This is a genomic window from Pseudomonas sp. UBA6310 (assembly GCF_002438225.1).
Taxonomy (GTDB): domain Bacteria; phylum Pseudomonadota; class Gammaproteobacteria; order Pseudomonadales; family Pseudomonadaceae; genus Pseudomonas_O; species Pseudomonas_O kuykendallii.
The window spans coordinates 194,858-213,980 of the sequence record NZ_DJTK01000083.1 but is presented as its reverse complement, the minus strand read 5'-3'; the positions used below and the strand labels follow the sequence as shown (position 1 = coordinate 213,980).

Genomic DNA, 19,123 nt, shown 5'->3' with positions numbered 1-19,123 from the left:
CCAGTTCCGGGACAGACCACTTGAAAGTCGCTTGCGAATACGCCTGCTGCTTTGCGAATGCTTCTGGTGGCGTGCTGGTTTTCGGTGTGGATGACAAGGTTGTTGGTCGCGCACAAGCAATACATGGCATCGATGGGCATGATCCTGTCATGTTTCGCCGGGATATCTTCAGAAACACACAACCCAGCATTGATGCTGAGGTCGAGGTGCTGAACGTGCCGGAAGGCAGCGGGCAGTTATTGGTCATCCGTGTCCAGCCTGGCGTTAGTAAGCCTTACGGCACCTCGGCCGGTTTGTTTAAGCAGCGGGTAGATAAGAATTGTGTCCCTCTAGATCGCACCAGCTTTTTGCGTGCGCAGGTCGGCAGTGCCGCTTTGGATTGGAGTGGTGAGCCTGCCGTAGGGAGTTCTCTGGCCGATATCGATCCATTGCAGGTCGAACGTGGGCGGCAGATTTTGCGAAGAAAAGCGCCATCATCCGACTTGATTGGTTTGCCTGATATGGAGTTCCTGCAAGGGCTGGAAGCTGTGCGCAATGGCCAGGTTACTCACACTGGACTACTGCTGTTCGCTCGGCGGGAAGTACTGGCCCGGTATTGCCCGCAAGCACAGTTCCACTATGTGTTGCATGACAGCGAAACCAGTGTGGCACGCAACGACCAAGAGCGTTTTCCGCTCCTGGAAGCTGTGGAGCGCATGGAGCAGATATTCGAAGGGCCGCTGAATCCAGAAAAGGAGATCGAGGTTGGCCTGTTCAAGCTGCGCATCCCGCAGTTCCCTCTCGAGGGTGTCCGCGAGGCGGTTCTCAACGCACTGGCCCACCGGGACTATCTGAGCCCTGGTGAAATTCTGGTTCGTCATTCTGCCCAAGAGCTGGTAGTGACGAGCCCAGGTGGGTTCGTCGATGGCATCACTCCCCAGAACATCCTCCGCCATGAAGCCGTACCGCGGAACCGCACATTGGCCAATGCCCTGTTGAAGCTACGGTTGGTTGAGTCGGCAGGTATTGGGCGCAAGAGAATTTTTCGATCGGCGCTCGTCTATGGAAAACGTCGCCCCGAATACTCTACCGATGGTCATTCGGTGACGTTGCGCATATTCAACCAGGGCGCTCACGATATGTTCGCACAGCTGATTGCTCGCCTTGATGCACGAGGTGCTGAGGTCGGACTGGATCAGTTACTGGTGCTTGATGCGTTGCACGGACAGGACTTTATCGATGTGTCCGGTGCTGCTGAGATACTTCAGTTGACCCGTGAGGAGTCTCGTCGGGTTCTGGATAGCATGTGTTTACCACCCTTGAGCGTTATTGAGCGGCGGGGTCACACGGCGGCAGCGACCTTCCATTTGGCAAAGGGTATTGCCAAAGAGCTGAAAGGCAAAGCTGCCTATACGCGAGCACGAGGACTTAATCCTGTTCGCTATGCAGAGATGGCGCGTGAGTACCTACGTGACCATAAGCGCATAAGCAATGAAGAGCTGCGTCAGCTGCTGGGGCTGGGAGACTCTCCATCAGCCCAAGTGGAGGCATCGCGCTACCTCAAGAAGTGGAGCCAGCCTGATGGATTCCTGGAAAAAAAAGGTGGAGGAAACCGGGTCTATTACACGTCAAGGCCTGCTTAACAATTGCTTAGCATTTGCTAAGCAGAGAGTTGCAGCATGTACAAAGCCTTTGCAAAACGGGGGCTTACATCCGAGGCAACAAGAAATTTTGTTAAGCGGGCTTAAGTAAGCGCAAATGCTCTCGCTGGATCTACCACCCCAAAAGCCAGCGATTGTCAGGTCTCGCTTATTTAATCGCTAACTTTGAGAGGCTGCATGACCGTAAGGCAATTGGAGCCGCGAGGCTCCGCTGGATTGAGCAAACATCCTAGACGACCACCGGTTCCCGTTTGCGGGAGGTGTTTATGCTGATTCCGAATTTGCCCAAAATTTTCAGGGCAACCAAGGCGCTATGAGCCTCGACCTGCAGACTTCATCCTTCACCGGCCGCTCGCTGATCGAGGCGAGCGCCGGCACCGGCAAGACCTGGACCCTGACCGCGCTGTACGCGCGCCTGCTGCTGGAGCAGCAGCTCGGCGTCGGGCAGATCCTCGTGGTCACCTACACCACCGCCGCCACCGCCGAGTTGCGCGAACGCATCCGCGCGCGCCTGGCGGAATTGCTCGCGGTCTATGAGGGCACGCCAAGCAAGGACGACTTCCTCACCGAACTGCACCGTCGCCACCCCGGAGAGGACGCGCGGCGGCGCCTGCTGCTGGCCGTGCACGGCTTCGACGAGGCGGCGATCTTCACCATCCACGGCTTCTGCCAGCGCGCCCTGCAGGATTCCGCTTTCGAGGCCGGCGGCGACTTCGACAGCGAACTGACCCAGGACGACCGCGAGGTGCTCGACGCCTTGCTCGGCGACGCCTGGCGCCACGTGCTGGCGGAGGCCGACCCGGCGTGGGCGCGCTACCTGGCCAAGCAGAAGATCACCCCGGCGGCGCTGCGCCAGCGTCTGCGCAGCCACCTGGGCAAGCCCTACCTGCGCGTCGAGCCGCGCGAGGCCCCGGCGCAGGACGCACTGGCCGCCGCGAACGCGGCCTGGGAGCAGGCCGCGGCGCTGTGGCACGAGGCCGGGCAGGCCTGGGTCGACGAGCTGCGCGCGCATCCCGGCCTCAGCCAGAGCACGCACAAGGTCTGCAAATTCTCCCTGTGGCAGGGCGAGCTGGAGAGTTACTTCGCCGACCCGGCCGCGCTGTTCGAGCCTCCCCAGGCGCTGGAAAAACTCGGCACCGCCGCGTTGGCCAAAGCCTGCAAGAAGGGCCATGAGGCGCCGGTATGCGCCCTGGCGCATGCCCTCGATGACCTTGCCCAGGCGCTGGCCGAGGCAATTCCCGCGGGCAAGCAGAAGCTCATCGCCCTGCAGGTGCAGCTGCTCGACCAGCTCAACGCCGAGCTGCCGGCGCGCAAGGCGGCGCAGCGCCTGCTGGCCTTCGACGACCTGCTCAACCGTCTCGACGAGGCGCTGCACGGCCCGGCCGGCGACGACCTGGCCGCGACCCTGCGCGCGCAATACCCGCTGGCGCTGATCGACGAATTCCAGGACACCGACCCGGTGCAGTACCGGATCTTCGACCGCATTTACCGTGAGGGTGGAGATCTCTGCTTCGTCGGCGATCCCAAGCAGGCGATCTACGCCTTCCGTGGTGCCGACCTGGCCACTTACCTCACCGCCCGTGATGCTGCGGCGCGCTGCTACGACCTGCCGTTCAACTACCGTTCCACGCCGCAGCTGATCGACGCGCTGAACCGCCTGTTCGCGCGTCCGCAGCCGTTCGCCGAAAACGGCCTGGACTACCCGCCGGTCAGCGCCGGGGCCAAGCCTCGCGCGCAGTTGGTGCTGCCGGATACGGAAAGCCCGGAACCGCTGGCGCTGGTCTGGCTCGGCGACGAGGGCTTCAACAAAGGCCGCGCCGGCGAGATCGCCGCGCTCGACACGGCCCGGCGCATCGCCGGTCTACTCGCCGCCAGTGCCGAGGGCAGCGCCTATTTCGACGAGGATGGCCGGCGCACGCCGTTGCGCGGCGGCGACATCGCCGTACTGGTCGCCAGCCACCGCGAGGCCGCCAGCGTCGCCGGCGAACTGGCCGCGCGCGGCGTGCCCAGCGTGCGGCGCGGGCGCGACAGCGTATGGCACAGCGAGGAAGCCGGCGAACTGGCCGCGGTGCTCGCCGCCTATGCCGAACCGGGCCGCGAAGGCGTGCTGCGCTACGCCCTGGCCAGCCGCCTGCTCGGCCGCGATGCCGCGCAGCTGGCGCGCTGCCAGGACGACGAGCGCGCCTGGGACAAGGAGCGCGCCGATGCCGAGCAGTACCGCCAGCTCTGGCAGCAGCACGGTTTCATGAGGGTGTTCCGCGCCTGGCTGGATCAGGAGCAGGTGGCCGAACGCCTGCTCGCCGGCATCGACGGCGAGCGCCGGCTGACCAACCTGCTGCACCTGGCCGAGCTGCTGCAGGCCGAGAGCCTGCAACGTCCCGGCCTGGAAGCGCTGCTCGCCTGGTTCAACGGCCAGCGCAACAGCGAGGGCGCCGGCGACGATGCCCTGTTGCGCCTGGAAAGCGATGCCGAGCGCGTGCAGATCGTCACCATCCACACGTCCAAGGGCCTGGAGTATCCGCTGGTGTTCTGCCCGTTCCTCTGGGACGGAAAGCTGCTCGGTCAATTCACCGACAGCGCCCGCTGCCACGATGAAAACGGCCAGCCGCTGCTCGACCTCGGCAGCGCGCAGCTCGACCAGCATCTGGAAAAGGCCCGGCGCGAAGTCTTCGCCGAGAAGCTGCGCCTGACCTACGTGGCGCTGACCCGCGCGCGTGACCGGCTGTGGCTGCACTGGGGCCCGGTCGCCGTGCCCAAGCCGAAGAAGGATGGCGGCCTGCCCGACGAAGGCCTGCACAGCAGCGCGCTGGCCTGGCTGCTGCACGGTCGGCAGTTGCCCGGAGACGACGCCCTCGGCGAAATCGCCGCGCACCTCAGCGAGAAGCCCGGCGTGGCGCTGGCGGCCGAGCTGGACCGCCTGGCCGAGAGCAGCCAGGGGAGGATCGCCCGCGTGGCACTGCTCGACCGCGAAGCCGCTGCCGGTGGCGAGCAGCGCGCCCAGGCGCCGGCCGCGTTGCAGCCGTTTCAGCGCAGCCTGCAGAGCGCCTGGCGCATCGGCAGCTTCTCCGGGCTGGCCGCCGGCATGCACATGGAGGCGCCGGACCGCGACGCCCTGGCGATGCCGGCCGCCAGCGAGCCAGGCGTAGGTTTCTTCGCCTTCCCCCGTGGGGCGCGGGCGGGGACCTGCCTGCACGCGATTCTCGAAGACTGGGCGCGGGACAAGGCGCCGCTGGCCGAGCTGGTCGCCCCGGCGCTGAGTGCCCACGGCATCGACGCCGAGGCCTGGGGCGCGATCGCCGAGCAGCACCTGCGGCAGGTCCTGGAGACCGACCTCGACGGCGCCGGCCTGACCCTGGCCAGCCTGCAACGCGCCCGTCGCCTGCCCGAGCTGGGCTTCACCTTCCCGGTGGCGAACCTCGACGTGCAGCGCCTGCGCGTGCTGCTCGCCGACCCCGCGATGGGCCTGGCGGAACCGCTGCGCCTGGCCGCCGAGCGCCTGGAGTTCGACAGCCTCGAGGGCTTCCTCAAGGGTTTCATCGACCTCACCTTCGAGCACGACGGGCGCTGGTACATCCTCGACTACAAGTCCAACTGGCTCGGCCCGGACGCCAGCCATTACGGCGGCGAACGCCTATTGCAGGCCCTGGCCGGCGAGCATTACTACCTGCAATACCTGATCTACCTGGTGGCGCTGCGGCGTTTTCTGCGTCAGCGCCTGGCCGACTTCAGCAACGCGCAGCTTGGCGGTGCCTACTACCTGTTCCTGCGCGGCATGCCGCAGGCCGGCGTGTACTTCGCCCGACCTAGCGACGAACTGCTGGATGCGCTCGACCAACTGTTTGCCGGAGCGGCCACATGATCGGCGTAGGGCGGGTGCAACTCGCGGCTGGTACTGCGCATGACGAAGGGGGTTGCGCCCGCCTTGCGGCCTGCCGCTCCACCGTAGGGTGCGCCGCGCGCACCGCCAACACCGCGGTGGCCACTGGTGCGCATGGCGCACCCTACAGGTTGCCGATGAGCATCGCTGAATGGCCGCTCGCCGTAGGGTGCGCCGCGCGCACCGCCAGCTCCGCAGTGGCGACCGGTGCGCATGGCGCACCCTACGGAGGTTGCCGATGAACCTTGCCGAACTGCCGCTCGGCCCGCTGGAGCGGGCGCTGGTCGACAGCCTGCGCCGCCTCGATCCGGCGGCGCCGGAATCCGTGCTGGCCGCCGCCGCGCTGTGCGCCGAGGCGCTGGGGGAGGGCGACGTCTGCCTGCTGCTGGAACGCCGCGCCGGCCGCCGCCCGTGGCCGGAGCACGCCTTCGTCCTGCCGGGCCTGGCCGAGTGGCGCGCGCAGTTGCAGGGCAGCGCGCTGGTCGGTGCGCCGGGTGGCTTCGCGCCGCTGATCCTCGATGGCGAGCGCCTGTACCTGGCGCGCTACCACGCCTACGAAACGCAGCTCGCTGCGCAGTTGCTGCGGCGTGCGGCGGATGTTCCTGCGGTGGACGAAGCGGCGCTGGGCGAGAGCCTGGCGCGGCTGTTCGCCTTCAACGCCGGTACCCTGCCGGACTGGCAGCGCCTGGCCGCGGCGCAGGCGGTGCGTCGGCGCCTGTCGGTGATCTCCGGCGGCCCCGGCACCGGCAAGACCACCACCGTGGTGCGTCTGCTCGCCGCGCTGCTGGAACAGCCGGGCGCCGCCGCGTCGGGCGCCAGCGACCTGGCCATCGGCCTGGCCGCGCCCACCGGCAAGGCGGCGGCGCGCATGGCCGAGGCGATCCGCACCGCCAAGGCGGCGCTGCCGGTGGACGAGGCGATCAAGGCGGCGTTGCCGGAAGAGGCGCGCACGCTGCATCGCCTGCTCGGCAGCCGTGGCGATACGCCCCGGGTGCGCCACGACGCGGCGCGGCCGCTGGCTCTGGACGTGCTGGTGGTCGACGAAGCCTCGATGGTCGACCTAGCGCTGATGGCCAAGCTGGTCGACGCGCTGCCGCCGCACGCGCGGCTGATCCTGCTCGGCGACAAGGACCAGCTGGCCGCGGTGGAGGCCGGCGCAGTGTTCGCCGAACTCTGCGAAGGGCGCGGCTTCGACGCCCGGGCGGTGGCCGACCTGCGGCGCATCACCGGCCAGGCCGTGGCGGTCGAGGCGCCGCGCTCGAAGCTCGGCGACGCCGTGGTGCTGCTCACCCATAGCCACCGTTTCGCCGGCGACAGCGGCATCGGCGAGCTGGCGCGGCGGATCAACGGCGGCGATGCGACGGGCACCCTGAGCCTGCTGCGGGAAAACCGCGCCGACCTGCACTGGCAGGACCAGCCGTCTCCGGCGGCGCTGCTGGAACGCCTCGACCAGGCGTATCGCCCCTACCTGCAGGCGGCGCGCAGCGGCGACCCGGCGCAGGCCTTCGCCGCGTTCAACGCCTTCCGCGCGCTCACCGCGCAGCGCGAGGGGCCGTGGGGCGTGACGGGTATCAACGAGGCGCTGGAAGCGCGCATCAAGCGCCGCCTGAGCCTGCCCGAGCGCGAACGCTGGTATCCCGGCCGCGCGGTGATGGTGCGGCAGAACGACTACGCCCTCGGCCTGTTCAATGGCGACATCGGCCTGTGCCTGCACGGTGAATTCGGCCTGCGCGTCCATTTCGAGGGGGAGGACGGCTATCGCGCCTTCGCCCCGGCGCGCCTGCCCAGCCACGACAGCGCGTTCGCCATGACCGTGCACAAGAGCCAGGGCTCGGAGTTCGGCGAGGTGCTGCTGGCACTGCCCGAACTGCCCAGCCCGTTGCTGACCCGCGCGCTGTTCTACACCGGCATCACCCGCGCCAAGCACCGCGTGGACATCTGGGGCCTGCCGGCGCGCCTGCTCGACGCGGTGGAAACCCGCGCCGAACGCGCGGCCGGCCTGGCCCGGCGGCTGGCGCGCGAGGACGTGCCCATGGAGACTGCGCCGGCGACGCCCGACCAGGGCCAACTGGACCTCTTCTGAGACGACCAGAGGTAAGTGGCGCCGCTCAACTACGCGGCGCGGCGGCCGATAACAAAGTTCAGCGTCGTTACGACCATTCGGCGATGGCGTGGCCGCGCGAGAACTGCCTAAATGCAGGCATGACCGGTCAATAACAACGAGAACGCCGCATGTCATCCAGCTACCGTTGCCACCCCGTCGCCTGCCTGCTGCACGCGACCGGGCTGATCCTGCTTGTCGTCGTCTACCAATCCTGGGCGTTGCCGCTGTGGCTGAGCATTCCGGCGGCGCTGCTGCTGGCGCTGTGGCCGTGGCTGGGCCCCTGGCAACGTCCGGCGGAAGGGAACGCCGCGCCACAGCCGGCGACCGACTTCAGCGCGCTCAGCCAGAGCCTGTCGCGGCACACCAGCCACAATGCGCTGTATGCCGCCCAGGTCTCGTTCGGTGTGCAGCAACTGGCCGGCAAGCTGCAGTCGCAAATGGCCGCGGTGGACCAGCTGGCCGCCAGCGCCGAGGCGATGACCGCCACCGGCGAGGACAGCGCGCAGCGTACCGGGCATACGCTGGAAGCCGCGCAGGCCGTGCGCCAGAGCGCCGACAGCGGGCAGCACGAGCTGCAGCAGGCGATCGGCCGGATGCAGCAGCTCAGCGCGCAGACCGCCGCCAGCCGCGAGCTGATCGCCGGGCTCGGCGCGCGTACCGAGCAGATCGGCCAGGTCACCGCGGTGATCCAGTCCATCGCCAGCCAGACCAACCTGCTGGCGCTCAACGCGGCCATCGAGGCGGCGCGTGCCGGCGAGGCCGGGCGCGGTTTCGCGGTGGTCGCCGACGAGGTGCGCAACCTCGCCGCGCGCACCGCCGAGGCCACCGGGGAGGTCGGCCAGATGGTCGCCGACATCCGTCAGCAGAGCGAAGCGGTGGTCAACCATATTCAGCAGCAGGCCAGCGAGCTGGACGAAGCGGCCGGGCAGGTCGAGCAGACCGGCCGTCAGCTGTCCGGCATCGCCGGGCTGGCCGGCGACGTCGAGGCGCAGGTGGCGCAGATCGCCGCCGGCACCCAGGACAACCAGCAGCGCCTGGTGGAACTGTTCGAGGCGCTGGCGCAGTTGCGCGCCGACGCCCACGCCAGCGATGCGCAGACGCGCCAGCTCGGCGAGGCGGCGACTCAACTGGTGGGCCAGGCCGAGGCGGTCAGCGAGCAACTCGCCGAGGTGCGCCTGGACGATTATCACCAGCGCATCTTCGACCTCGCGCAGGAAGGCGCGGCGGCCATCGCGGCGCGGTTCGAGGCGGATATCGCCGCCGGCAAGCTGAGCGTCGACGACCTCTTCGACCGCAACTACCGGCTAGTCGCCGGCAGCAACCCGGCGCGCTACCGCACCCGTTTCGACGGCTACAGCGACGACGTCCTGCCGGCCATCCAGGAGCCGTTGCTGGCGCGTCACGACGGCCTGGTGTTCGCCATCGCCAGCACCCCGGAGGGCTACGTGCCGACGCACAACCGCGCCTTCAGCCATGCGCCCACCGGCGACCCGGCGCAGGACATGCTGCGCAGCCGCAGCAAGCGGATCTTCGACGACCGCACCGGACGCCGCTGCGGCAGCCACCAGCAGCGCCTGCTGCTGCAGACCTACATGCGCGATACCGGCGAGCTGATGCACGACCTCTCTGTGCCGATCCGCGTGCTGGGCCGGCACTGGGGCGGGCTGCGCCTGGGCTATCGCCCCGAGCCTTGAGAACCCGCTCGCCGCGGTCCGCTTGCCGTCTGCCCGGGGCTTGCGCATCATCGAGGCCTCAACCCTGAGGACAACAACAATGAAAACCCTCGTCGATCACCTTGCCCAGTACGCCGACTATCACCGCGACAAGCGCAACATCCTCACCCATTTCGTCGGTATCCCGCTGATCGTGGTCGCCGTGGCCGTGCTGCTGTCGCGGCCGGGTCTGCCGCTGGGCGGTTTGTGGCTGTCGCCGGCGGCGCTGCTGGCGCTGGTGACAGGGCTGTTCTACCTGCGCCTGGACCTGCGCTTCGGGCTGGTCATGGGCGCCTTGCTGCTGCTCAGCCTGGCCGCCGGCGCGGCGCTGGCGGTGCAGGGCACCGCGTTGTGGCTGGGTGCCGGGCTCGGGCTGTTCTTCGTCGGCTGGGTGATCCAGTTCGTCGGCCATTACTACGAGGGGCGCAAGCCGGCGTTCGTCGATGACCTCATGGGCCTGGCGGTCGGCCCGCTGTTCGTGGTCGCCGAGCTGGCCTTCCTGCTCGGCCTGCGCAAGGACGTCGAGCGGCAGATCGAAGAGCGCGCCGGGCCGACGCATGTCCGCGGGCGCGACGCCACCGCCTGAGCAAACCGCCAGTTCGGGTAGACTCCGCGCTTTGAATCTCGCCCAGGTTGCCGTGTCGATCCCTTCTTCCGCTCCTTCCCCCCGCTGGCTCGGCGCTGCCGAGCTGCCACCCGCCGCCGATGCCGCCGTGCGCGACTGGTTGTTCGACCAGGGCTCGCTGACCCGTCGCCTCACCGCCCTGGCGGACGGCGCGTTCGACGTCACGCCGCTCGCCGAAGGCTGGCAGCCGCTGCGCGACGAGGAGTGCGCGGCGCTCGGTGTCGCCCCGGGCAGCCAGGGCTGGGTGCGCGAAGTGCTCCTGCGCGGCCACGGCCAGCCCTGGGTATTCGCCCGCAGCGTCGCCGCACGCGCGGCGCTGGAGGGCTCCGGGCTGGCGCTGGAGGCGCTGGGCAGTCGCTCTCTGGGCGAACTGCTGTTCAGCGACCAGGCCTTCGCGCGCGGCGAGTTGCAGGCCTGCGTCTATCCGGCCGAATGGCTGCCGGGCGAACAGGCCGCGGCCGGGCTCTGGGCGCGGCGTTCGTGCTTCCGCCGTGGCGCGCTGGGCGTGCTGGTCGCCGAGGTGTTCCTGCCGGCGCTGTGGCACGCCGCCGGGGCGTGATCCGCCTGCCGCGCTTCGACGGCGACGGCGAGCCGGTATACTCCGCGCGACCGGATCGGAGCCGCCCTCGATGTACACCCGCCTGCTGCACTCACTGAACCGCCTGCACCCGCGCACCTGGGACTTCATCCAGCTGATGCGCCTGGACAAGCCGATCGGCATCTACCTGCTGCTGTGGCCGACGCTGTGGGCGTTGTGGGTGGCGGCCAAGGGCGTGCCGAGCGCGAAGAACCTGTTCATCTTCGTGGCTGGGGTGCTGCTGATGCGCGCCGCCGGCTGCGTGATCAACGACTACGCCGACCGCGATTTCGACGGCCACGTCGCCCGCACCCGCGCGCGTCCCCTGGCCAGCGGGGCGATTCGTCCGAAAGAGGCGCTGGTGCTGTTCGCCGTGCTGCTGGCGGCGAGCTTCGTGCTGGTGCTGTTCACCAACGTCACGACTCTCTGGCTTTCGATCGGCGGCGTGGTGCTGGCGGCCAGCTACCCGTTCATGAAGCGCTACACCTTCTACCCGCAGGTGGTGCTCGGCGCGGCGTTCTCCTGGGGCATGCCGATGGCGTTCACCGCCGAAACCGGCAGCCTGCCGGCGGCGGCCTGGCTGCTGTACATCGCCAACCTCTTGTGGACGGTGGCCTACGACACCTACTACGCCATGGCCGACCGCGAGGACGATCTGAAGATCGGGGTGAAATCCACCGCCATCCTGTTCGGCGATGCCGACCGCGCGATCATCCTCACGCTGCAACTGCTGGCGCTGCTGTGCCTGCTGCTGGCCGGCGGGCGCTTCGAGCTGGGCGGCTGGTTCCATCTCGGCCTGGGCGTGGCCGCGGCGTGCTTCGCCTGGGAGTTCTGGGCCACCCGCCGGCGCGAGCCGCTGGTGTGCTTCAAGGCCTTCCTGCACAACCACTGGGCCGGGCTGGCGATCTTCCTCGGCATCGTGCTGGATTACGCCTTCTAGGCGGACGCGCGCCTGTCACATCGCTGCAACATTTCCGTTATCTAATGCGACGCATAGATGGTTTGGGCAGGAATGGACATGGCAGGTAGAACAATCCTCATCGTGGACGACGAGGCGCCGATCCGCGAGATGATCGCGGTGGCGCTGGAGATGGCCGGCTACGAATGCCTCGAGGCGGAAAACACCCAGCAGGCGCATGCGCTGATCGTCGACCGGCAGCCGGACCTGATCCTGCTCGACTGGATGCTGCCCGGCACCACCGGCATCGAGCTGGCGCGGCGTCTCAAGCGCGACGAGATGACCGCCGAAGTGCCGATCATCATGCTCACCGCCAAGGGTGAAGAGGACAACAAGATCCAGGGCCTGGAAGTCGGCGCCGACGACTACATCACCAAGCCGTTCTCGCCGCGCGAGCTGGTCGCCCGGCTCAAGGCCGTGCTGCGCCGCGCCGGGCCGGTGGACAACGAGGCGCCGATCGAGGTCGGCAGTTTGCTGCTCGATCCGGTCAGCCACCGCGTCACCATCGACGGCAAGCCGGCCGAGATGGGCCCCACCGAGTACCGCCTGCTGCAGTTCTTCATGACCCATCAGGAGCGCGCCTACAGCCGCGGCCAGTTGCTCGACCAGGTCTGGGGCGGCAACGTGTACGTCGAGGAGCGCACCGTGGACGTGCACATCCGCCGCCTGCGCAAGGCGCTGGGCGAGGTGCACGAGAACCTGGTGCAGACCGTACGCGGCACCGGCTACCGCTTCTCCACCAAGAGCTGACGGCGGGCGCGACCAGCCGGCCGTTGCGAACCGGTAGACTGCGCATGACCGATCGCCGTTTCCTTCCGCACAGGACCTGACCCGCCTTGAACACCGATTGGCGCCGCATTCTGCTCCGCCACCTGCTCGCGCTGATCGGCGGCGGGCTGTTGCTCGGCTTCATCAGCGATGCCTACGGCTGGAGTTTTGCCCTCTGCCTGGCGCTCTACCTCGGCTGGCTGCTGCGCGACCTGCTGCGTCTGCGGCGCTGGCTGGAAAGCGCCGACGCGCAGGCCGAGGTGCCGGAAGCGCGCGGCCTGTGGGAAGAACTGTTCGACCGCATCTACCACCTGCAACGGCGCAACCGCCAGGCCCGCGAGCGCCTGCAGGCGGTGATCGACCGCGCCCAGGAATCCACCGGCGCGCTGCGCGACGCGGTGATCATGCTCGACAGCGGCGGCAACCTGGAATGGTGGAACCCGGCGGCGGAGACCCTGCTCGGGCTCAAGACCCGCCAGGACGGCGGCCAGCCGGTGGGCAACCTGGTGCGTCATCCGCGCTTCAAGGAGTACTTCGAGCAGGAGCAGCACACCGATCCGCTGGAGATTCCCTCGCCGATCAACGAGGACCTGCGCCTGCAGTTCCTCATCACCCGCTACGGCAACGGCGAACGCCTGATGCTGGTGCGCGACGTGACCCGCGTCCACCAGTTGGAGCAGATGCGCAAGGACTTCGTCGCCAACGTCTCCCACGAGTTGCGCACGCCGCTGACGGTGATCGCCGGCTACCTGGAAACCCTGCTCGACAACGACCCTGGCACCAGCCCGCGCTGGCGCCGCGCCATGCAGCAGATGCAGGAGCAGGCCGGGCGCATGCAGAACCTGCTCAACGACCTGCTGCTGCTGGCGCGCCTGGAGGCCACCGACTACCCCTCGGACAACCAGCCGGTGGCGGTGGAGCCGATGCTGCAGTCGATCCGCACCGATGCCCTGGCGCTGTCCGGCGAGCGTGGCCACCGCGTGCAGCTGGACATGGAAGTGGGCCTGCGCCTCAAGGGCAGCGAGGCCGAGCTGCGCAGCGCCTTCTCCAACCTGGTGTTCAATGCGGTGAAGTACACCCCGGCCGGCGGCGACGTGCGCATCCGCTGGTGGAGCGACGCTCAGGGCGCACACCTGGCGGTGGCCGACAGCGGCGTCGGCATCGAGGCCAAGCACCTGCCGCGGCTCACCGAGCGCTTCTACCGCGTCGACTCCAGCCGCGCGCTGAGCACCGGCGGCACCGGCCTCGGCCTGGCCATCGTCAAGCACGTGCTGCTGCGCCATCGCGGCAAGCTCGAAATCGCCAGCGTGCCGGGCAAGGGTAGCGTCTTCACCTGCCACTTCGCGCCGGCCCAGGTCGTTCCGCTGTCCGTCGAGGCGTTGTCCGCCGCGGACGACTGAGGCGCGCCCGCGCGCGCCGTTCGCAGCCAGGGGCCGTGGCGTCGGGGCCGCCGCTCGGCCACTCGCCGCCGAAACTGTTGCAAAGCCCGAATCCAACCCTCAACCTTGAGCCCATCATCAGCCCTACGAACCCCCCATGGACCCTTCCCCTAGCTCCCTCTACACCTATTTCGCCGACTTCGGCCTCGTGCTGTTCGCCCTGTTCCTCGTGCTGCTCAACGGCTTCTTCGTCGCCGCCGAGTTCGCTATGGTCAAGCTGCGCGCCACTCGGGTCGAAGCCATCGCCGAGACGAGCGGCTGGCGCGGGCAGATCCTGCGCACCGTGCACAACCAACTGGATGCCTACCTGTCGGCCTGCCAGCTGGGCATCACCCTGGCCTCCCTCGGCCTCGGCTGGGTCGGCGAGCCGGCCTTCGCCCACCTGCTGACGCCGCTGCTGCAGTACTTCGATATCGATTCGCCGGCGCTGGTCCACGGCATCGCCTTCTTCAGCGCGTTCTTCATCATTTCCTACCTGCACATCGTGGTCGGCGAGCTGGCACCCAAATCATGGGCGATCCGCCAGCCCGAGCTGCTGTCGCTGTGGACGGCGGTGCCGCTGTACCTGTTCTACTGGCTGATGTACCCGGCCATCTACCTGCTCAACGCCAGCGCCAACGGCATCCTGCGCATCGCCGGGCAGGGCGAGCCGGGGCCGCATCACGAGCACGCCTACAGCCGCGACGAACTCAAGCTGATCCTGCACTCCAGCCGCGCCCACGACCCCAGCGACCAGGACATGCGCGTGCTGGCCTCGGCGGTGGAGCTGGGCGAGCTGGAGGTGGTGGACTGGGCCAACTCCCGCGAAGACCTGGTCTACCTGGAGCGCCACGCGCCGCTGGAGGAAGTCTTCGAGGTGTTCCGCCGGCACAAGTACAGCCGCTACCCGGTGTACGACGAGGCCGCCGAGACCTTCGTCGGCGTGCTGCACATCAAGGACCTGCTGCTGGAGCTGTCGCTGCTGGAAATGCTGCCCACGGCGCTCAAGCTCGACGACCTGATCCACCCGATCGACCGGATTTCCCGGCACATGCCGCTTTCCGCGCTGCTCGAGCAGTTCCGCCAGGGCGGCTCGCATTTCGCCCTGGTCGAGGAGGCGGACCACAAGGTGGTCGGCTTCCTGACCATGGAAGACGTGCTCGAAGTGCTGGTGGGCGATATCCAGGACGAACACCGCAAGGCCGAGCGCGGCATCCTCGCCTACCAGCCGGGCAAGCTGCTGGTGCGGGGCGACACGCCCTTGTTCAAGGTCGAGCGCCTGCTCGGCGTGGACCTCGACCACGTCGAGGCGGAAACCCTCGCCGGGCTGATCTACGACACCCTGAAACGGGTGCCGGAGGAAGAGGACGTGCTGGAAACCGACCATCTGCGGATCATCGTGAAGAAGATGAAGGGTCCGAAGATCGTCCTCGCCAAGGTCGTCAAGCTGGACTGACGGCAATCCCCAGCACCTGCCGCAGGCGTTCGCCGTCGAGCGCCCGGCAGATGCCCTCGGGCTTCTGCATCGGCGCATCCTCGGCGGCCAGCATGGCGTTGAGCACGGCTTCCTCGGTGGCCTGCACGGCCGCCAGGTAGAGCGCGTCGAAGCACTCGTCGTTGAGGTAGTCCAGGTTCAGCCGGGTCGGCGCCAGCTGCGGCAGCGGGCGCGGGTTGGCCACGCTGAAGGCGATGAAGATATCCCCCGAATTGTTGCCGCCCGGCGTACCGCCCAGGGCGATGCCCAGCCCTGCGCGCTGTGCCAGGCGCTTGAGCTGGTGCGGCAGCAGCGGCGCATCGGTGGCCAGCACCACGATGATCGAGCCGCGCTCGCGCTCCAGGCCGGCCGGCAGCTCATCCTCCAGGCGCTCGCCCACCGGCACGCCGAGCACCTTGAGCCAGGCGCGCTGGCCGTGGTTGGCCTGCACCAGCGCGCCCAGGGTGTAGCGCTGGCCGTCGATCTCGATCAGGCGCGAGGCGCTGCCGGTGCCGCCCTTGAAGCCGTAGCAGATCATCCCGTTGCCGCCGCCGACGTTGCCTTCGGCGATCGGCCCGTCCTGCGCGTTGTCCAGCGCGGCGAAGGCGTCGGCCTCGCTGACGTGCTGGCCGTTGATGTCGTTGATCACGCCGTCGTAGGTCTCGGCCACCACCGGCATCGCCCACAGGTGGTTGGCGTCCCAGGCCTCGGCGTACTGGCGCAGGGTCCAGCGGGTCGCGGCGTGGTGGACGATGCCGACGCTGTGGGAGTTGGTGATGCACAGCGGGCCGACGAAGTAGCCGCCGTGCTCGATCCAGTGGGTGCCGGTCATCTCGCCGTTGCCGTTCAGCGCGTGGAAGCCGGCCCACACCGGCTGCGGCTCGCGCGCATAGCCACGGGGGAGGATCGCGGTGACGCCGGTCTTCACCCGCTTGCCGTTGTCGGCGAGGTAGTCGAGGGTGCGGTAGCCGACCCGCACGCCGGGCACGTCGGTGATCGCGTTGTGTGGGCCGGTGATGCCGGGAACGGCCAGGCCGAGTTCGCGGGCGCGGGGTTTAGCCATGGGCGTGGTCATCCGAGGAAGTGGCGGGCTTGCGGTTGCGCAGGTACAGCCCGAGGGAGGCGATCAGCAGCGAGGCGAGCAGCAGCAGGGTGGCGATGGCGTTGATTTCCGGCTTGATGCCGCGGCGGATCATTCCGTAGATGAACACCGGCAGGGTGGTCGAATCGACACCCGAGATGAAGTAGGTGATCACCAGGTCGTCCATCGAGATGATGAACGCCAGCAACGCGCCACCGAGCACGCCGGGGAGGATCTGCGGCAGGGTGATGCGGCGCAAGGTGGTCCAGGCCGAGGCGCCGAGATCGGCCGAGGCCTCCTCCAGCCGCGTGTCCATGCCGGCCAGGCGCGCGCTGACGATGAGGAACACGTAGCTGATCAGGAAGGTGCAGTGGCCGATGATGATGGAACCCTTGCCCAGCGGCACGCCGGCGCCGACGAAGAAGATCAGCAGGGCGATGCCGAGGACGATGTCCGGCATCAGCATCGGCAGGAACAGCAGCACCCGGTAGAAACCCTGCAGGCGGAAGCGGTAGCGCGCCAGGGCCAGCGCGGTGAGCGTGCCGACCAGGGTCGAGATCAGCGTGGTGACCAGCGCCACGGCGAGGCTGGTACGCAGCGCCGCCAGCAGTTGCCCGGTGGATTCGACGTAGAGCGCGTTCTCGCTCAGCGAATTGGACAGGCCGAACAGCGAGCGATACCAGTCCAGGCTGGCGCCGCTCCAGATCATCATGTTCAGCGGGTTGCCATTGAACGAGTAGGCCACGATCAGGCCGATCGGCAGGTAGAGGAAGACGAAGAACGCCAGGCTGTAGCCGCCCAGCAGGCGGCGGCCGATGAGTCCGAGCAGTCTGTTCATCGGGCGGCCTCCTTCAGTGCGGCGCGCCCCTGCCAGCGCACGTAGAGCAGCAGGAACAGCAGCACCGCAGCCATGATCAGCATCGCCAGGGCGGCGCCGAACGGCCAGTTGCGCGCGGCGAGGAACTGCTGCTCCACCAGGTTGCCGATCATCAGCACGCGCGCGCCGCCGAGCAGCGACGGCACGATGAAATTGCCCAGGCTGGGGATGAACACGATGATCGAGCCGGCCGCGATGCCCGGCAGGGTCAGCGGGAAGATCACCCGCCAGAAGCTCTGCCAGCGCCCGGCGCCGAGGTCGGCCGAGGCTTCCAGCAGGCGCCGGTCGAGCTTCTCCACGCTGGCGTAGATCGGCAGGAACATGAACGGCACGAAGATGTAGGTCATCCCCAGCAGCACCGCGCCCTCGGTGTAGATCAGGTCGAGCGGCGCGTCGATCAGCCCCAGCCCTTGCAGACTGGCGTTGAGGAAGCCGGTGGGGCGCAGGATCAGCACCCAGGCGTAGAGGCGCACGATCAGGCTGGTGAAGAACGGCAGGGTGATCAGGAACAGGCAGAAGTTGCGCAGCCGCTCCGGCTGGCGGCTGACCCAGAACGCCGCCGGGTAGCAGACCAGCAGGGTCAGCAGCACGGTGATCGCGGCGAGCTTGAACGAGCGCAGGAGGATCTGCAGGTAGACGATGTCGAATTCCTCGTTGCTGCCGTCCGCCCAGCCGAGGATGCGGCCGAAGTTGTCCGGGTAGAAGGTCCATTCCACGCCGCCGTACAGGCCCGGCTCGAGCAGGCTGTAGAGCGCCATGATCGCCAGCGGAACGACGAAGAACAGGCCGATGATCAGGGTCGCCGGGCTGAGCAGCCCGGCCAGGCGCCAGCGCGCGCGGTTCTCGGCGGTGAGCATCAGGCCTCCCCGGCGATCAGGTGCGCGGCGTCCAGCGCATACCACAGGCGCAGGCTGGCGCCCGGATGCAGGCGTTGCAGGGCCTGGCGCGAGGCGTCGCGCACCACCGCCTTGATGCGGCTGCCGGTGGCGCTGCGCAGGCTCACTTCGAAATCCTTGCCGATGAACACGGTCTGCTCGACCACGCCGTCCAGCGCGCCGTGCGCGGCCGGGTCGCCCGGGCAGTCGAGGTGGAATTGCTCGGGGCGCAGCAGGATGTGCAGCGGCTGGCCGACCTGCAGGCCGGCGCTCGGCAGGCGTAGCGGATCGCCCTGCTCGCCGACCAGCGTGGCGACGCCGTCCGCGCAGGACTCGACCCGCGCGCGCAGCAGGTTGCTCTCGCCGATGAAACCGGCGACGAAGGCGTTCGCCGGGCGGTCGTAGATGTCCTGCGGCGCGCCGACCTGCTGCACGTGGCCGCCGTTGAGCACGACGATGCGGTCGGACATGGTCAGCGCTTCTTCCTGGTCGTGGGTGACGAAGACGAAGGCGATGCCCAACTCGTGCTGCAGGTTCTTCAGCTCGCGCTGCATGGCCTGGCGCAACTGGCGGTCGAGGGCGGAGAGCGGTTCGTCGAGCAGCAGCAGGGCGGGACGGTCGACGATGGCGCGGGCCAGGGCGACGCGCTGCTGCTGGCCGCCGGACAGTTGCCCCGGCTTGCGCTTCTCCAGCCCGCCCATGCCGACCAGTTCCAGCGCCGCACCGACGCGCTGGCGGCGTTCGGCCCTGGCCACGCCGCGCACGTCGAGGGCATAGCCGACGTTGTCGCCGATCGACAGGTGCGGGAACAGCGCGTAGCTCTGGAACACGGTGTGCACCGGGCGCCGGTTAGGCGGCACCTGGTTCATCGCGACGCCCTGGATCAGCAGTTCGCCGCTGTCGAGGCTCTCGAAGCCGCTGATGGTGCGCAGCAGGGTGGTCTTGCCGCAGCCCGAGGGGCCGAGCAGGGTGACGAATTCGTTGGCGCCGACGCTCAGGTCGACGCCGTCCAGGGCGCGGACGGCCTGGCCTTCGGGGGTGCGGTAGTGCTTCACGGCGGCCCTGATTTCGACCACCGGGTTGTTGGCATGTGACATGAACGACTCCGGGAAAGCGCAAGGTCGCGACCGGCGCGAG

At 68.4% G+C, this 19,123-nt stretch carries 14 protein-coding genes; 10 read left to right on the top strand and 4 right to left on the bottom strand.

Annotated elements, in window-relative coordinates:
* From B3E91_RS21160 to B3E91_RS21115, 10 genes are all read left to right on the top strand, one after another.
* The coding region (locus tag B3E91_RS21160) for an RNA-binding domain-containing protein (protein ID WP_287031257.1) at positions 1-1,622 on the top strand (1,622 nt) is incomplete at its 5' end.
* Between the two features lie 331 nt (positions 1,623-1,953).
* Positions 1,954-5,499 carry an exodeoxyribonuclease V subunit beta gene (gene recB, locus B3E91_RS21155; protein ID WP_287031256.1) on the top strand — a complete coding sequence of 1,182 codons (3,546 nt, stop codon included), beginning with the start codon at positions 1,954-1,956 and terminating at the stop codon, positions 5,497-5,499.
* 256 nt (positions 5,500-5,755) lie between these two features.
* A complete protein-coding gene (recD, locus tag B3E91_RS21150) occupies positions 5,756-7,600 on the top strand; it encodes an exodeoxyribonuclease V subunit alpha (RefSeq protein WP_287031255.1) in 1,845 nt (614 codons plus the stop codon).
* 149 nt (positions 7,601-7,749) lie between these two features.
* Positions 7,750-9,315: a methyl-accepting chemotaxis protein gene (locus B3E91_RS21145; RefSeq protein ID WP_287031254.1), complete on the top strand. Its 1,566-nt coding sequence runs from the start codon at positions 7,750-7,752 to the stop codon at positions 9,313-9,315.
* A 79-nt stretch (positions 9,316-9,394) separates the two neighbouring features.
* Positions 9,395-9,919: a DUF962 domain-containing protein gene (locus B3E91_RS21140; protein ID WP_287031253.1), complete on the top strand. Its 525-nt coding sequence runs from the start codon at positions 9,395-9,397 to the stop codon at positions 9,917-9,919.
* A gap of 58 nt (positions 9,920-9,977) precedes the next feature.
* Complete coding sequence (locus B3E91_RS21135; RefSeq protein ID WP_287031262.1) at positions 9,978-10,517, top strand: chorismate--pyruvate lyase family protein; 540 nt, start codon at positions 9,978-9,980, stop codon at positions 10,515-10,517.
* Positions 10,518-10,587: 70 nt separating this feature from the next.
* Positions 10,588-11,475 carry a 4-hydroxybenzoate octaprenyltransferase gene (gene ubiA, locus B3E91_RS21130; protein WP_287031252.1) on the top strand — a complete coding sequence of 296 codons (888 nt, stop codon included), beginning with the start codon at positions 10,588-10,590 and terminating at the stop codon, positions 11,473-11,475.
* 78 nt (positions 11,476-11,553) lie between these two features.
* Positions 11,554-12,243 (top strand): phosphate regulon transcriptional regulator PhoB, encoded by a 690-nt coding sequence (phoB, locus tag B3E91_RS21125; protein ID WP_090224421.1) that lies wholly within the window; start codon positions 11,554-11,556, stop codon positions 12,241-12,243.
* Between the two features lie 86 nt (positions 12,244-12,329).
* Entirely contained in the window at positions 12,330-13,661 is a 1,332-nt protein-coding gene (phoR, locus tag B3E91_RS21120) for a phosphate regulon sensor histidine kinase PhoR (RefSeq protein WP_287031251.1), read from the top strand.
* 136 nt (positions 13,662-13,797) lie between these two features.
* On the top strand, positions 13,798-15,135 hold the full coding sequence (locus tag B3E91_RS21115) for a hemolysin family protein (RefSeq protein ID WP_287031250.1): 1,338 nt from the start codon (positions 13,798-13,800) through the stop codon (positions 15,133-15,135).
* Here B3E91_RS21115 and B3E91_RS21110 read toward each other — a convergent pair.
* From B3E91_RS21110 to B3E91_RS21095, 4 genes are read right to left on the bottom strand one after another with little or no spacing between them, the layout of a single operon-like run.
* On the bottom strand, positions 15,122-16,216 hold the full coding sequence (locus tag B3E91_RS21110) for a P1 family peptidase (RefSeq protein WP_287031249.1): 1,095 nt from the start codon (positions 16,214-16,216) through the stop codon (positions 15,122-15,124). The genes B3E91_RS21115 and B3E91_RS21110 overlap by 14 nt on opposite strands.
* Positions 16,209-17,072 (bottom strand): ABC transporter permease, encoded by an 864-nt coding sequence (locus tag B3E91_RS21105; RefSeq protein WP_287031248.1) that lies wholly within the window; start codon positions 17,070-17,072, stop codon positions 16,209-16,211. Before B3E91_RS21105 ends, B3E91_RS21110 begins: the two co-directional genes overlap by 8 nt.
* Entirely contained in the window at positions 17,069-17,968 is a 900-nt protein-coding gene (locus B3E91_RS21100) for an ABC transporter permease (RefSeq protein WP_273231112.1), read from the bottom strand. Before B3E91_RS21100 ends, B3E91_RS21105 begins: the two co-directional genes overlap by 4 nt.
* Positions 17,968-19,083: an ABC transporter ATP-binding protein gene (locus B3E91_RS21095; protein WP_287031247.1), complete on the bottom strand. Its 1,116-nt coding sequence runs from the start codon at positions 19,081-19,083 to the stop codon at positions 17,968-17,970. Before B3E91_RS21095 ends, B3E91_RS21100 begins: the two co-directional genes overlap by 1 nt.
* Between the last annotated feature and the right edge of the window lie 40 nt (positions 19,084-19,123).

Excerpts from the sequence above, each read along its gene's own strand:
- B3E91_RS21110 (WP_287031249.1), bottom strand. The coding sequence starts at position 16,216 with ATGGCTAAACCCCGCGCCCGCGAACTCGGCCTGGCCGTTCCCGGCATC.
- recD (WP_287031255.1), top strand. The coding sequence starts at position 5,756 with ATGAACCTTGCCGAACTGCCGCTCGGCCCGCTGGAGCGGGCGCTGGTC.
- B3E91_RS21105 (WP_287031248.1), bottom strand. The coding sequence starts at position 17,072 with ATGAACAGACTGCTCGGACTCATCGGCCGCCGCCTGCTGGGCGGCTAC.
- B3E91_RS21140 (WP_287031253.1), top strand. The coding sequence starts at position 9,395 with ATGAAAACCCTCGTCGATCACCTTGCCCAGTACGCCGACTATCACCGC.
- ubiA (WP_287031252.1), top strand. The coding sequence starts at position 10,588 with ATGTACACCCGCCTGCTGCACTCACTGAACCGCCTGCACCCGCGCACC.
- B3E91_RS21115 (WP_287031250.1), top strand. The coding sequence starts at position 13,798 with ATGGACCCTTCCCCTAGCTCCCTCTACACCTATTTCGCCGACTTCGGC.
- phoB (WP_090224421.1), top strand. The coding sequence starts at position 11,554 with ATGGCAGGTAGAACAATCCTCATCGTGGACGACGAGGCGCCGATCCGC.
- B3E91_RS21100 (WP_273231112.1), bottom strand. The coding sequence starts at position 17,968 with ATGCTCACCGCCGAGAACCGCGCGCGCTGGCGCCTGGCCGGGCTGCTC.
- recB (WP_287031256.1), top strand. The coding sequence starts at position 1,954 with ATGAGCCTCGACCTGCAGACTTCATCCTTCACCGGCCGCTCGCTGATC.
- B3E91_RS21095 (WP_287031247.1), bottom strand. The coding sequence starts at position 19,083 with ATGTCACATGCCAACAACCCGGTGGTCGAAATCAGGGCCGCCGTGAAG.
- B3E91_RS21145 (WP_287031254.1), top strand. The coding sequence starts at position 7,750 with ATGTCATCCAGCTACCGTTGCCACCCCGTCGCCTGCCTGCTGCACGCG.